General features: G+C 71.4%; 8 protein-coding genes. 5 read left to right on the forward strand and 3 right to left on the reverse strand.

Annotated elements, in window-relative coordinates; all coding sequences use genetic code 11:
• Nucleotides 1-74: 74 nt before the first annotated feature.
• The 3 genes from mfd to ACFY5B_RS29490 all read right to left on the reverse strand — a co-directional run bounded on the left by mfd (nt 75) and on the right by ACFY5B_RS29490 (nt 7,327).
• Nucleotides 75-3,632, reverse strand: a complete 3,558-nt coding sequence (gene mfd / locus ACFY5B_RS29480) for a transcription-repair coupling factor (protein WP_389974946.1) — start codon at nt 3,630-3,632, stop codon at nt 75-77.
• A 330-nt stretch (nt 3,633-3,962) separates the two neighbouring features.
• Nucleotides 3,963-6,542: an ABC transporter permease gene (locus ACFY5B_RS29485; protein ID WP_389974949.1), complete on the reverse strand. Its 2,580-nt coding sequence runs from the start codon at nt 6,540-6,542 to the stop codon at nt 3,963-3,965.
• Nucleotides 6,539-7,327 carry an ABC transporter ATP-binding protein gene (locus ACFY5B_RS29490; RefSeq protein WP_389974952.1) on the reverse strand — a complete coding sequence of 263 codons (789 nt, stop codon included), beginning with the start codon at nt 7,325-7,327 and terminating at the stop codon, nt 6,539-6,541. The genes ACFY5B_RS29485 and ACFY5B_RS29490 overlap by 4 nt, the downstream gene beginning before the upstream one ends.
• Before the next feature lie 470 nt (nt 7,328-7,797).
• Between ACFY5B_RS29490 and ACFY5B_RS29495 the strand changes: the two genes are divergently transcribed.
• From ACFY5B_RS29495 to ACFY5B_RS29515, 5 genes are all read left to right on the forward strand, one after another.
• A complete protein-coding gene (locus ACFY5B_RS29495) occupies nt 7,798-9,291 on the forward strand; it encodes an MFS transporter (RefSeq protein WP_389974954.1) in 1,494 nt (497 codons plus the stop codon).
• Nucleotides 9,292-9,311: 20 nt separating this feature from the next.
• Complete coding sequence (locus ACFY5B_RS29500) at nt 9,312-9,821, forward strand: GNAT family N-acetyltransferase (RefSeq protein ID WP_389974957.1); 510 nt, start codon at nt 9,312-9,314, stop codon at nt 9,819-9,821.
• A gap of 81 nt (nt 9,822-9,902) precedes the next feature.
• Nucleotides 9,903-12,311, forward strand: coding sequence for a hypothetical protein (locus tag ACFY5B_RS29505; RefSeq protein WP_389974960.1), 2,409 nt, complete (start codon nt 9,903-9,905; stop codon nt 12,309-12,311).
• Between the two features lie 192 nt (nt 12,312-12,503).
• Nucleotides 12,504-12,959 carry a DUF485 domain-containing protein gene (locus ACFY5B_RS29510; RefSeq protein WP_389974963.1) on the forward strand — a complete coding sequence of 152 codons (456 nt, stop codon included), beginning with the start codon at nt 12,504-12,506 and terminating at the stop codon, nt 12,957-12,959.
• On the forward strand, nt 12,956-14,569 hold the full coding sequence (locus ACFY5B_RS29515; RefSeq protein WP_389974966.1) for a cation acetate symporter: 1,614 nt from the start codon (nt 12,956-12,958) through the stop codon (nt 14,567-14,569). The genes ACFY5B_RS29510 and ACFY5B_RS29515 overlap by 4 nt, the downstream gene beginning before the upstream one ends.
• Nucleotides 14,570-14,735 lie beyond the last annotated feature (166 nt).

Below are 14,735 nucleotides of genomic sequence, written 5' to 3' on the forward strand. Positions count from 1 at the left end.
AGCCCTGGCCACCGAGCTGTCGGCGTCGCCCCGTTCGCCGTGTCCGTCGCGTTCCGCCCCGGCAGCCCCGGGCTTCAGGACCCCAGCACCGACGTGAGGAACTCCCCGACCCACGCCAGCAGTTCCCGCCCGACCAGCGGCTTGCCGCCCACCTTCGCGGTCTTCGGGCGCGGCACCAGCACCTGGTGGACCGTCGGCTTGATGACCGCCCCGGGGTAGAGCCGCTTGAGCCGCAGCTCCTGCGACTCGCGCAACTCCACCGGCGCGAAGCGGATGTTGTTGCCCTGCAGCACGATCTCGCCGACCCCGCACGCGCGCGCGAACATCCGCAGTCCGGCGACGAGCAGCAGGTTCTCCACCGGCTCGGGCAGCTTGCCGTAGCGGTCGACGAGTTCCTCGCGGACCGCCTTGATGTCCTCCTCCGAGTTGGCGGAGGCGATGGCGCGGTACGCCTGGAGGCGGAGCCGCTCGCCGGGCGCGTAGTCGTGCGGGACGTGCGCGTCGACGGGCAGCTCGATCTTGACCTCGAGCGGCGGCTCCTCCTCGATCTCACCGGTCTCCAGCTGGCGCCGGTAGTCCGCCACCGCCTCGCCGACCATCCGCACATACAGGTCGAAGCCGACGCCCGCGATGTGACCGGACTGCTCGCCGCCGAGCAGGTTGCCCGCGCCGCGGATCTCCAGGTCCTTCATCGCCACGTACATGCCCGCGCCCATCTCCGTGTGCTGGGCGATGGTCGCGAGCCGTTCGTGCGCCGTCTCGGTCAGCGGCTTCTCCGGCGGATAGAGGAAGTAGGCGTAGCCGCGCTCGCGGCCGCGTCCCACCCGGCCGCGCAGCTGGTGGAGCTGGCTGAGCCCGAAGTTGTCGCCGCGCTCCACGATCAGGGTGTTGGCGTTGGAGATGTCGATGCCGGACTCCACGATCGTGGTGGACACCAGCACGTCGAACTTCTTCTCCCAGAAGTCGACGACGACCTGCTCCAGCGCCTGTTCCGACATCTGGCCGTGGGCCGTGGCGATGCGCGCCTCGGGGACGATCTCGCGCAGCCGGGCCGCCGCGCGGTCGATCGACTCGACGCGGTTGTGGATGTAGAAGACCTGGCCCTCGCGCAGCAGCTCACGGCGGATCGCGGCGCCGATCTGCTTCTCCTCGTAGGGGCCGACGAAGGTGAGCACCGGGTGGCGCTCCTCCGGCGGGGTGGTGATCGTCGACATCTCGCGGATTCCGGTGACCGCCATCTCCAGGGTCCGGGGGATGGGCGTCGCGGACATCGTCAGCACGTCGACGTTCGCCCGGAGCTTCTTCAGCTGCTCCTTGTGCTCGACGCCGAAGCGCTGCTCCTCGTCGACGATGACCAGGCCCAGGTCCTTGAACTTCGTCTCGGACGAGAACAGGCGGTGGGTGCCGATGACGATGTCGACCGAGCCCTCGCGCAGGCCCTCCAAGGTCGCCTTGGCCTCGGTGTCGGTCTGGAAGCGGGACAGCGCCTTCACCTTCACCGGGAACTGCGCGTACCGCTCGCTGAAGGTCCCGAAGTGCTGCTGCACCAGCAGCGTCGTGGGCACCAGGACGGCCACCTGCTTGCCGTCCTGGACGGCCTTGAAGGCGGCGCGGACCGCGATCTCGGTCTTGCCGTAGCCGACGTCGCCGCAGATCAGGCGGTCCATCGGGACCGTCTTCTCCATGTCCTCCTTGACCTCGGCGATGGTGGTGAGCTGGTCGGGCGTCTCCGCGTAGGGGAAGGCGTCCTCCAGTTCGCGCTGCCAGGGGGTGTCCGCCCCGAAGGCGTGCCCGGGGGCGGCCATGCGCGCGCTGTAGAGCTTGATGAGATCGGCGGCGATCTCCTTGACGGCCTTCTTCGCGCGGGCCTTGGTCTTCGTCCAGTCGGCGCCGCCGAGGCGGTGCAGGGTGGGGGCTTCGCCGCCGACGTACTTGGTGATCTGCTCCAGCTGGTCGGTGGGGATGTACAGGCGGTCGCCGGGCTGGCCTCGCTTGGCGGGGGCGTACTCGACGACCAGGTACTCACGGGTGGCGCCCTGCACGGCGCGCTGCACCATCTCGATGTAGCGGCCCACGCCGTGCTGCTCGTGGACGATGTAGTCGCCCGGCTCCAGGGTGAGCGGGTCGATGGTCTTGCGACGGCGGGCCGGCATGCGGGCGCCCTCGCGGCCGGACGCCTTCTGGCCCGACAGGTCCGTCTCGGTCAGGACGGCGAGTCCGAGGGCCGGGTCGACGAAGCCGTGGTCGATCGAGCCGCACGCCACGTGCACGACGGACGGGGAGATCTCGGCGAGGTCGGAGTCGAGGCGGGCGGCGATGCCCTCGCCGCCCAGCACCTCGACCGTACGGGCCGCGGGGCCGTGGCCCTCGGTGACGAACACGGCGCGCCAGCCGTCGGCGAGCCAGCCCTTGGTGTCGGCCAAGGCCTTGGCGGTGTCGCCGCGGTAGGTCTCCGGGGCGTGCATGCCCAGCTTGAGGGTGTCTCCCGCCGCGTCGGCGCCGTAGCTCTCCGTGAGCTCCTCGTCCGCGGCGAACGGCGACACCGACCACCACATCATGTCCAGCTCGCGGGCCCGGTCCCGGACGTCCGCGATGGACCACAGGGAGGCCGCGCCGACGTCGATGGGAGCCTCGCCGCCACCGGCGGTGGCCGCCCAGGAGGCCTGCAGGAACTCCTGCGAGGTGGCCACGAGGTCCGACGCGCGCGTACGCACCCGCTCCGGGTCGCACACCACGGCCATGGCGCCCTTGGGCAGCACGTCGAGCAGCAGCTCCATGTCGTCGACGAGGACGGGCGCGAGGGACTCCATGCCCTCGACGGCGATGCCCTCGGCGATCTTGCCGAGCAGCTCACCGAGCTCGGGGTGTTGTTCGGCCAGGGCACGCGCGCGGGTGCGGACGTCCTCGGTGAGCAGCAGCTCGCGGCACGGCGGCGCCCACAGGCCGTGCTCGGCGACTTCGAGGGAGCGCTGGTCGGCGACCTTGAAGTAGCGGATCTCCTCGACGTCGTCGCCCCAGAACTCGACGCGCAGGGGGTGTTCCTCGGTGGGCGGGAACACGTCGAGGATGCCGCCGCGCACGGCGAACTCGCCGCGCTTCTCGACGAGCTCCACGCGCGCGTAGGCGGCTGCCGCGAGGGCTTCGACGATCTCACCGAGATCCGCGCTCTGCCCGGTTCTCAGGGAGACCGGCTCCAGGTCGCCGAGGCCCTTGACCTGCGGCTGGAGCACGGACCGGACGGGTGCGACGACGACCGAGACGGGGCCGGTCTCGGGGTCGTCGGGGCGGGGGTGGGCCAGGCGCCGCAGCACGGCCAGGCGACGGCCGACGGTGTCGCTGCGGGGGCTGAGCCGCTCGTGCGGGAGCGTCTCCCAGGACGGGTACTCCACGACCCCCTCGGCCGGGAGGAGGGAGCGCAGGGCCGCGGCCAGGTCCTCCGCCTCACGGCCCGTCGCCGTGACCGCCAGCACCGGGCGGGCCGTCTCACGGGCCAGGGCGGCGACCGCGAAGGGGCGGGCGGCAGGGGGGCCGACCAGGTCGACGTGCATGCGGTTGCCGTCTGCGGCCGCCCTGATCGCTTCCGCGAGGGCGGCGTCCTTGACTACGGCGTCGAGCAGACCGTGCAGGCTCATTCGGGGCTTTCCGTCCAGGGGGGTGGGCAACACCACGGGCCCGACGCGCGCCGCGGGCCGGGGGGTCTCCAGCGTACGTCGCTGCGCGGCTCGGCGTCGGGGCCTGTGGATGACGCACCGGGTGTGAGGTGCTCGGCGTTGCCGCAAGGCCCCCAGGGGGCTCCGCCCCTGACCCCCGGGACCTGTGCCCACCCGCCGCCCAGGACGAACGGGCAGGAAGCCGGACTCGCGGCTCGTCGAAACACCCGGCGCCGGGGAGCCCTGGACTGGACTCCCCGGCGCCCGGTTCCCCCGCAACCCCCGTGTGCGGTGGTTCTCGGCGGCGGCCCGCTACTCCGTCGCGATCGCGTTCAGGACGTTCATCCGGCCCGCGCGGAACGCCGGGACGAGTGCCGCGAACAGTCCCACGAACGCCGAGCCGACGAAGACGCCGATGATCGTCGGCCAGGGGATGTCCAGGATCATCAGGCCCTCCAGGGCGAGCAGCTGCTGTGCCGTGGCGCCCCAGCCCATGCCCAGTCCGAGGCCCAGCAGGGCACCGAAGAGGGCGATGACGACCGACTCCATGCGGATCATGCGGCGCAGCTGGCGACGGGAGAGGCCGATGGCCCGCATCAGGCCGATCTCGCGGGTGCGCTCCACGACCGACAGGGCCAGGGTGTTCACGACGCCCAGGATGGCGACGATGATCGCCAGGGCCAGCAGGCCGTAGATCATGTTGAGCAGCTGGCCGATCTGGTCCTTCAGGGCGTCCTTGTAGTCGGTCTGGTCGCGCACGATGTACTGCGGGTAGTCGTGGAGCGCCGACTTCAGGGACTTGTAGGCGGCGTCCTGCTGCCCGTCCTTGGCGCTGGCGAAGACCAGCGAGTCCAGCGGCATCTTGTCGGCCGGGACGTACTCGGCCATCGTCGAGATGGAGGTGTACATCGCGCCCGCGTCGATCACGACGTCGCTGCTGGTGATCGCGCGGACCGTCAGGTCGGCCGCGGAGCCGTCCTTGAAGTCGACCTTGATCTTGGACCCGAGGGTGATGCCGTGGTCCTGGGCGAACTTCTCGTGGACCGACATCGAGTCGGGCTTGTACGCGTCGGGGAGCTTGCCGGCGACGGTCTCGGTGCGCAGGTCGGTCGCGTACGACGGGTCCGCCGCGGTGATCGACGTGTCCTTGAGCGTCTTGCCGTCGGGGGTGGTGAAGTCGGCCTTGCCCAGTTTGTACTCGGTGACCCGCTCGACGTCCGGCGCCGACTTGGCGGCCTTGACGGCCTGCGCGGTGATCAGCTGGCCACGGTCGGACTGGATGATGAAGTCCGTGCCGACGGTCTTGTCGAGCTGGTCGGTGGCGGACGCCACCATGGAGGAGCCGACCACGGACAGGCACGCCACCAGGGCGAGGCCGATCATCAGTGCGGCGCCGGTCGCGCCGGTGCGGCGCGGGTTGCGCAGGGCGTTGCGCTCGGCCATGCGGCCGACGGGGCCGAACATGCGCAGCAGCACGGCGCCCAGGACGCGGACCACGGCACCGGCGAGCAGCGGGCCGATGACGACGAAGCCGATCAGCGACAGCACCACGCCGAGGCCGAGCCACATCGAGCCGTCCTTGGCCTTGTCGGCCGCGGCCGCGAGGTACAGGGCGAAGCCGCCGGTGCCGGTGAGGACGGTGCCGACGGCGGCCCGGATCCAGCCGGCCTTGGCGTCCGCGGGGGCTCCCGCGTCGCGCAGGGCGGCCATCGGGGAGATCTTGCCGGCGCGCCGGGCGGGCAGGTAGGCGGCCAGGACGGTGACGACCACGCCGAGGACGAGGCCGACCACCGGGGTCGTCCAGGCCACGGTCAGGTCGTCGGTGGACAGTTCCATGCCCACCGTGCCCATGACCTGCATCAGGCCGACGGCGAGGCCGACGCCCGCGGCGACACCGAGCACCGATCCGACGACGCCGAGCAGCAGCGCCTCGGTCAGCACGGAGCGGTTGACCTGCTTGCGGGAGGAGCCGATGGCCCGCATCAGGCCGATCTCCCGGGTGCGCTGGGCGACCAGCATGGAGAAGGTGTTGATGATCAGGAAGATGCCGACGAGGAAGGCGATCCCGGCGAAGCCGAGCATCGCGTACTTCATGACGTTCATGAAGCCCTCGACGTCCTTCTGGTTGGCGTCGGCGGTCTCCTTGGCCGTCTTCACCTGGAAGCCGGCGCCGAGTTCGGCACTGACGTTCTTCTTCAGCTGTGCGTCGCTGACGCCGGCGGCCGCGGTGACGTTGACGTTGGTGTAGACGTCGCTCTCGCCCACCAGGGCCTGCTGGGCGGTCTTGGTGTCGAGGTAGAAGATCGCGGCGCCGGGGTTGGTGACGGTGAAGTCGGCGATGCCGGAGATCTTCGCCTCGTGCGTGCCGACCGCGCTGATCACGCCGATCTCGTCGCCGAGCTTCAGGTCGTGCTTGTCGGCGGTGTCGGCGTCGACCATGATCTGTGCGGGGCCCTTGGGCGCCGCACCGGAGGTGATCTTCATGGTGCGGGCGTCGGTGTCGTTCCAGTTGCCCACGACGGTCGGGGCGCCGCTGGAGGGCGACAGGTTGTCCTTGTCGCCGTCGACGACGGTCACGGAGGTGGCGAACACCGTGCCCTCGGCCGACTTCACGCCCTGCGCCTTGCGGACCTCGCTCAGCACGGAAGCCGGCATGACCGGCGGCTTGCCGTTGTCCGCGGTCGTCTCACCGCTGTCGGAGGCGCCCTTGGCGCTCACCGTCACGTCGGAGGAGGTGGCCGCGAAGAGTTTGTCGAACGTGGTCGTCATGGTGTCCGTGAAGACGAGCGTGCCGCAGACGAAGGCGACCGACAGCAGGACGGCGATCGCGGAGAGCGCCATCCTCCCCTTGTGCGCGAAGAAGTTGCGCATCGAGGTCTTCATGACGGTCATGACGTGCGCCCCCGGGCGTCGAAGTCCTTCATGCGGTCGAGGACGGCGTCCGCGGTCGGCTTGTACATCTCGTCGACGATGCGGCCGTCGGCGAGGTACAGCACCCGGTCCGCGTAACTGGCGGCCACCGGGTCGTGGGTGACCATCACGATGGTCTGGCCCAGCTCGTCGACGGACCTGCGCAGGAAGCCGAGGACCTCGGCGCCGGCGCGGGAGTCGAGGTTTCCGGTCGGCTCGTCCCCGAAGATGATCTCGGGACGGGCGGCGAGCGCCCGCGCCACGGCGACGCGCTGCTGCTGGCCGCCGGACAGCTGGGTGGGCCGGTGCTTGAGGCGGTCGGCGAGCCCGACGGTCTCCACGACCCGCGTCAGCCACTCCTTGTCGGGCTTGCGGCCCGCGATGTCCATGGGCAGGGTGATGTTCTCGATCGCGTTCAGCGTCGGCAGCAGGTTGAACGCCTGGAAGATGAACCCGATCCGGTCCCGGCGCAGCCGTGTGAGCTTCTTGTCCTTCAGCCCGGTGATCTCGGTCTCGTCGAGATAGATCTGGCCGCCCGTCACGGTGTCGAGGCCGGCGAGGCAGTGCATGAGGGTGGACTTGCCGGATCCCGAGGGACCCATGATCGCGGTGAACTGGCCGCGTGCGATGTCCACGTCGACGTGGTCGAGGGCGACGACGCGGGTCTCTCCGGATCCGTACGCCTTCACGACCTGCCGCGCCCGCGCGGCAACGGCCGTACGCCCTCCAGTACCCCCGTGCCTGGGAATGGTCACAGCCGAAGTCACGGTATGTCTCCTATATCGGTCAGCAGATGGTGAAGGCGGTCGCCTGGTCGGCAGCCGCTGTGCGCGGCGCCGGATCAGGAATCCGTCCGACGCGTTTCAGTCTCGCGGCGGGGAGGGGTACCGCGCCCTGGTGTTCAGCGCAGTCTTTTGCTGTGGAAAACCCCACCCCCGCCGGTGTTCCGTACCGCCCCCCGGCGGCGTAAAGCCAGGTTAAGGAGGGCCCCCTGACCCTCTCGTCCTCCGTCGGTACGAACCCTCCCCAGGTCGTAGTACGGAGGTACCCCTAGGGGCACTCCACCGGAGGGTGGAGGTCGTCTCAGGGTTGGCTCCACCCGTCGGCCCGATCAGGCTCCACCCTCCCGCTGCGTCCGGGTCAAGTGGGAAGCTGTCCGCGACAGATAGCTGCAAGGGGCAGACATGCGAGGGGACCCGTGGCGCGGGCGCGGCCGGGGCGAGGGGGAGGCACCGGGGTGGGCAGCGCCAGTTCCGCAGCGCGTGAGGCCGCACGTCCCGCCGCGACCGGCGGGCGCGGAGCCGTCGTCGCGGCGTTGATGCTCTCGATGGCGCTGGCGGCGCTCGACGCGACCATCGTCTCGACCGCCGTCCCGCAGATCGTCGGGGACCTCGGCGGCTTCTCCGTCTTCTCCTGGCTGTTCTCCGGCTATCTGCTGGCCGTGACCGTCACCCTGCCCGTGTACGGCAAGCTTTCCGACACCTTCGGCCGCAAACCGGTCCTCGTAGTCGGCTCGGTGGTCTTCCTGCTCGGGTCCCTGCTGTGCGCGCTGGCGTGGAACATGGGGGCGCTCATCGCCTTCCGCGTCGTGCAGGGCCTCGGCGGCGGCGCGCTGCAGGGAACGGTGCAGACCCTCGCCGCCGACCTGTACCCGCTGAAGGACCGCCCCCGGATCCAGTCGAAGCTCTCCACGGTGTGGGCGGTGTCCGCGGTCGCCGGCCCGGGCCTGGGCGGGGTGCTCGCCGCGTACGCGGACTGGCGGTGGATCTTCCTGATCAATCTGCCGATCGGCGCGGTCGCGCTGTGGCTGATCGTCCGTCACCTCCACGAGCCGGAGCGGGACATCACCGGGCACGCGCGCGTGGACTGGGCCGGCGCGCTCGCGGTGTTCGCCTGCGGCGGCGTGCTGCTCACGGCACTGGTGCAGGGCGGGGTGGCGTGGCCGTGGCTGTCGGCGCCCTCCCTGGCACTGTTCGGCGCGGGACTCGCCCTGGTCGCGGTCGTGGTGCTGGTGGAACGCCGGGCGGCGGAACCGATCATCCCGGGCTGGGTGTGGCGGCGCCGTACGATCGCCGCCGTCAACCTGGCTCTGGGCGCGCTGGGGCTGCTGATGGTCGCGCCGTCGGTCTTCCTGCCCACCTACGCCCAGTCGGTGCTGGGCCTCCCACCCGTGGCCGCCGGATTCGTCCTGTCCGTGTGGACGTTGAGCTGGCCGGTGTCGGCGGCCCTGAGCCAGCACGTGTACCGCAGGATCGGCTTCCGCAACACGGCGATGCTGGGCATCGGCACCGCCGCGTTGATCCTGTTCGCGTTCCCCTTCCTGCCCTACCCCGGGCAGGCGTGGCAGCCGACGCTGCTGATGCTGCTGCTCGGCGCCGCGCTGGGCCTGTTCCAGTTGCCGCTGATCGTCGGGGTGCAGTCGACGGTGGGATGGGCGGAGCGCGGCACGACGACCGCGTCCGTGCTGTTCTGCCGCCAGACCGGCCAGACGATCGGCGCGGCGGTGTTCGGCGCGGTCGCCAACGGGGTGCTGGCCGCGCGGCTCGGCGGCGCGGGCGACCTGGACTCGGTGACGCGGGCGCTCGACTCGGGCAGCGCGCCGGAGGCGACCCGGCGGGCGATCGCCGAGGCGGTGCACGCGGTCTACCTGGGGGCGGCGTGCGCGGCGGCCCTGGCGTTCCTGGTGCTGCTGTTCCTCGCGCCCCGGAAATTCCCGGTGCTGACGGACTGAACCTCCGTATCCTCCCGCCCATGGTGACCTTGCAGCCCCTGCGGGCGGATCACGCGGACGCCCTGCTCGCCTTCGAGCGGGAGAACCGGGCGTACTTCGCCCGCACGGTGCCGGACCGCGGGGACGCCTTCTTCACGGCGGAGGGGTTCGCCGCACGTCTCCGGGCGCTCCTCGACGAGCAGCACGCGCGCGTGTGCCGCTTCCATGTGGTCCTCGGGGAGGACGGCGAGCTGATCGGCCGAGTGAACCTGATGGACCTGGTGGACGGCAACGCCGAACTCGGTTACCGCGTCGGCGAACAGGCCGCCGGCCGGGGCGTGGCGACGGCAGCGGTCGCGCAGGTGTGCCGACTGGCCGTCACCGACTACGGGCTGACGTCCCTGACCGCGGTCACGACTCTGGACAACCCGGCTTCCATGAGGGTTCTGGCCCGCAGCGGCTTCACCCGGGTGGAGAACACGACGGTGGATGGACAGCCGGGGGTCCGCTACGAGCGCCGGCTCCTCGACACCACCCCCGACGGCCCTTAGGGCTCGCCCCTGACGCGTTTCCGGGTTCGCACACTCTTACGAGTGACGCGGAGTGACGGGCCGTGCGTGTCTGCTGGTGGCATGGACTTCAACAGGCGCACGGCGATGGCAGCGGGCCTCGGGGCGATGGCGGCGACGGCGACGGCGACGGCGACGGCGACGGCGACGGCGACGGCGACGAGCGGCGGTACCGCCCGGGCAGCAGCGCACACAACGGTGACGGTGCAGGGCGAGTCCGCGGTGCGGACGAACATCCCGGTGGTGAGGGACCGCCGGGCCTCCGGAGGGCGGTATCTGAGGTTACGGACGACGCGGAAACCCCCCGCCCGAACCGGCTGGTACGCGACGTACACCGTGCGCGCGCCGCGGGCCGGGGTGTACGCACTGACCGCAGTGGCCACAGCACCGGTCGAGACGCCACACACCGAGGCGGTGGCCTCCTGTCTGCACCTGTCCGTGAACGACGGCCCCTTCACCGAGATCGCGTACTCGCAACCGCACTGGTACGAGTCACGGCCCGTCTGGGGAGACCTGTCCGAGCTGGACCTGGGCCCGGTCGAACTGCGGGGCGGCGCCGACACACTCACCTTCCGCGTCAGCGCACCGGTCGTCTCGGACGACACGACGGCATACGTCCTGGCCCTGGACCGCTTCACCCTGCGCCACCAGCACACCGGCCCCGCCCTGCGCGACCTGTCGGTCCCCCGGCACCGCGAAGGCGAACGGGCATGGCTGCGTCTGACCCTCGACGGGCACACCCCACGCGACCGTCGCGTGCGGTATGTCGTGAGCGACCACCGCGGCCACCGTGTGGCCGTCGGCCACGCCACCGTCGCCGCAGGCGACGTCAGCGCGAGGGCCACCCTGCCCGCCCTTGACCCGGGCCACTACCGCGTGATGGCGGACGGCGTGACGGGGCGGTTCGCCTGCCTGCCGGCACGACCCGCCGTCACCGGTCCGGCCGGCCGCTTCGGCGTGAACGTCTGGGCGTCCTCCCTCGTCCCGCCGTCCCGGCTGGCGGACTTCGCCTCAGCCCTGCGGGACATGGGAGCGGGCTGGGTACGCGACGGCCAGTCCTGGCCCGCGGCCGAGCCGGCACCGGGCATCTACGACACCGGCCACCACGACCGCCGCACCCGCACCCTGCGCGCGCACGGCCTGGCCGTCCTCGACGTGCTCTCCGCCGCCCCCGAGTGGTCCATGACCGACGCCTCACTGCCCCTCCCGGCGGACCTCCGGCACGCCTACCGCTACGCCCGGCGCCTCGCAGCCGCCGCTCCCGAAGCGCTCCAGTTGTCCAACGAACCGGACGTCGACACCACCCGCAGCACCGGAGACGCCCACGCCGCGTTCGTGAAGGCCGCCGCACTCGGCATCAGGGACGGGCGCGAACCCTGCCTCGTCGTCCTGCCCGGCATCGCCCAAACCGGCCCCTTCCAGGACCTGATGCTCGCCAACGACGTCGTGCGCTACGCCGACGCCTGGGCCTTCCACGGCTACCCGGACCCCACCGAGCCGGGCGAACCCCGCTTCCCCGGCGCCGCGGACGAACAGCACGAACTGGCCCGCCGGCACAAGGCGGACCTACCGCTGTGGATGACGGAGTGCGGCGCGTTCCAGAAGGCGCGGCCGGGCACGGACCTGACACCGGAGCAGGAGATCGAGCAGGCGCGGTACGTGGTGCGTTCGATGGTGGAGGGGCTGGCGGCGGGAAACGCCCGGCAGTTCTGGTTCGCGGGCCCCCCGCTGCACGACGACGGCGTCTACTTCGGGCTCCTCGACCGCGCCTTCCGTCCCCTGCCCGCCTACAGCGCGTTCGCGGCCCTCACCTCACTGCTCGGCGCGGCCCACTTCATGGGCCCCGCGCCCCTGCTGCCGGACGGTGCCCACGGGTTCGCCTTCGACAGCGGCCGCGGCGAGCGGGTCACGGTGGTCTGGGCGGAGCGGCCCGTGCGCTGGGAGCGGTGCCCTGCGGGGACGACCCACGACATCATGGGCAGGCTCCTTCCCGCAGGACGGCCGGTGACCGTCTCACGCGACCCGCTGTACATCACGTCCCCCGCGCCCACGGCCTCCTCACAGCAGACCCTCCCCCGGTCGGGGGCTCCCTTCTCCCCCGCCGAACACATCGTCCTCGCTCAGCGCTTCCCCGCCCGCAACGCCGCCCCCGGCAAGGAGGACGGGGACGCGCCCCCACCGCACGGCTACCGCCTCGGCCGCCGCACCCGTATGACCGTCGACGTCTACAACTTCGGCGACAGGGCACGCGAGGTGACCCTCTCGGCACAGCCGGTGGGCGGCGGGTGGACGGTGCGGGCGGAGCGGGCGACGCGCACCCGGGTACCGGCCGGAGGGCGCGTCGGCGTCAACTTCACACTGGCCGCGGGCCGTTCGGTTCAGCGCCGGGTCGACCGGCGCCTGACCTTCCGGGCGATGCTCGACGACCGCACCGACATACCGGCGTCCGTGGCGCTGATCCACCTCACATGAGGCACCGGGAACTGCGAGAAGACTGAGTTAACGCGGGTAACACCCGAGGTCGGAAAGGTAAGCGCGTACCGACCGATCAGTTTGCCGAAACCCTCGCGCAGGACCCCTACTCCGAAGTAGCGTGCGTGGCTCCCGCCCCCCACCTCCCTGCGGCCCGCCGCACCGGATCCCACCCTCGCAAGGAGAACCGGGATGTCCTACGACCCGTCCCCGTCCCACCGGTACCGACCACCCGATCCGCCCCCGCCCTACGACCCGTACACGTATACGTACGACACCTACCCCTGGGCCCCGTCGGAGGCGCCCGAACCGGCCGGACGGCGTCCCCAGCGCCACGCCGCGCTCGGACACCACAGCGACCTCCGGGTCCTGCGCAGCGCCTACCGCTGGCAGCGGCGCGTGGCCACACTCACGGCGCTCGGCTACTTCACCCTCTTCCTGATCCTGTCGGCGTTCGCGCCGTCGTTCATGACGAGCACCGTCACCGACGGCCTGCCCGCCGGACTGCTGCTCGCGCTCATCCAGGTCCCCGTCACCTGGCTGGCGATCGCCCTCTACGAGCAGACGGCCCGCCGCCGCGTCGACCCCATCGCGGACCGGATACGCAAGCTGGCCGAGCTGGACGCGAAGCGGGAGGGGGCCCGATGACCACCGATTTCAGCGGTAACGCCCAGACGATGTCCCTGGTCGGCTTCTCCGCCGTCGCCACGATCACGCTGCTGCTGTGCGTGATGACCGGCCCGGACCGGGACGACCTGGACGAGTTCTACACCGGCTACAGCTCCCTGTCGCCCATGCGCAACGGCCTGGCGATCGCCGGCGACTACATCTCCGCCGCGACCGTCCTCGGCACCGGCGGCGTCATCGCGCTGTTCGGCTACGACGGGGTGGTGCTGGCGCTGAGTACGGCCCTGTCGCTGATGCTGCTGATGTTCCTGCTGGCGGAACCGCTGCGCAACGCGGGCCGGTTCACCATGGGCGACGCGCTGACCCGGCGCATGCCCGGACGCGGTGTCCGCATCGCGGCCTGCGCGGTGACCCTGGCGGCGTTGCTGCCCCTGATGCTCGTGCAGTTGGCGGGGACCGGGCAGCTGATGGCGTTCATCCTCGGCTTCTCCGGCGAGTCACTGCAGACGGGCTGCATCATCGGCGTGGGCGCGCTGATGATCAGCTACGCGGCGATCGGCGGGATGAAGGGCACCGCCCTCATCCAGATCCTGAAGATCGTGATGCTGCTCGGCTCCGGCCTGGTGGTCTCGGTTCTGATCCTGAACCGCTTCGACTGGGACCCGGGCGCCGTATTCGGCGCGGCCGCACAGAACAGCGGCGTGGGCTCGGCGTTCCTCTCCTCGGGCCTGCAGTTCGCCGGCGGCCCCAGCCCCGACCTGGACATGATCACCGCGCAACTGACGGTCGTCCTGGGCGGTGGCGTGCTGCCACACGTCACCATGCGCATGTACACGGCCTCCAGTGCCCGGCAGGTACGGCGCTCGATGTCCTGGGCGGTGTCGGGTGTGGCCCTGTTCGTGCTCGTCATCACGGTCGTCGGCTTCGGCGCGACCGCGCTGGTCGGACGGGAACTGATCGCGCAGGTCGACCCGCAGGGCAACACGGCGTATCTGCTGGGATCGCAGGCGGCGTTCGGGGCGGATGTGTCGGCGGCGGAGACGTTCCTGTTCACGACCGTCACGACGGCGGTCTTCCTCACGCTGCTCGCCTCCGTCGCCGGCATGATCCTCGCCTGCGCCAACTCCCTCGCGCACGACGTGTTCGCGGCGCGGGTGCAGGAGATGTCACCGCGCCGCGAGATGACCGTGGCACGGCTGTCGGCCCTGGCCGTGGGTCTCCCCGCGATCCTGCTGGCCACCCAGGTCCAGCATCGCAGCCTGCAACCACTGGTGACGCTGTCCTTCTGTCTGGGCGCCTCGGCCATCGCGCCCGCGCTGGTCTACAGCCTGTTCTGGCGCCGCTACACACGAACGGGCCTGCTCAGCACCCTCATCGGCGGCTCCCTGGCCGTCCTGCTGCTGATGCCGGGCACCAACCTGGTCTCCGGCTCACCCGTCTCGGCCTTCCCCGAGGCCGACTTCAACTGGTTCCCGTTCACCACCACCGGCCTGCTCTCCATACCCCTGGGCTTCGCCTGCGGCTGGCTGGGCACGATGGCCTCCGGCCACCGGCAGTCGGAGGAACAGCGCCACCAGTACGAGGCGGTGGAGGGCTGGATCCTGGCAGGCGCGGCCCGCAGGGACCACTGACACGGACGGCACTGCAGCCGACGCGGCGTGCGGTGCCGCCGGTTGGGCGGAGGGGCCGGGCGGGAGACACGACCGGTCCGGCCCCCCCGGGGCCCTACGGCGTGTCAGGCGACGCCGCTCGGGGCGAGATGAGTCCCTCGCCGCCGCCCCCCAACCGGCCGCCGGG

This window comes from Streptomyces sp. NPDC013187 (assembly GCF_042899705.1).
GTDB classification, from domain to species: Bacteria; Actinomycetota; Actinomycetes; order Streptomycetales; family Streptomycetaceae; genus Streptomyces; species Streptomyces hawaiiensis_A.

Excerpts from the sequence above, each read along its gene's own strand:
- ACFY5B_RS29500 (WP_389974957.1), top strand. The coding sequence starts at position 9,312 with ATGGTGACCTTGCAGCCCCTGCGGGCGGATCACGCGGACGCCCTGCTC.
- mfd (WP_389974946.1), bottom strand. The coding sequence starts at position 3,632 with ATGAGCCTGCACGGTCTGCTCGACGCCGTAGTCAAGGACGCCGCCCTC.
- ACFY5B_RS29515 (WP_389974966.1), top strand. The coding sequence starts at position 12,956 with ATGACCACCGATTTCAGCGGTAACGCCCAGACGATGTCCCTGGTCGGC.
- ACFY5B_RS29505 (WP_389974960.1), top strand. The coding sequence starts at position 9,903 with ATGGACTTCAACAGGCGCACGGCGATGGCAGCGGGCCTCGGGGCGATG.
- ACFY5B_RS29510 (WP_389974963.1), top strand. The coding sequence starts at position 12,504 with ATGTCCTACGACCCGTCCCCGTCCCACCGGTACCGACCACCCGATCCG.
- ACFY5B_RS29485 (WP_389974949.1), bottom strand. The coding sequence starts at position 6,542 with ATGACCGTCATGAAGACCTCGATGCGCAACTTCTTCGCGCACAAGGGG.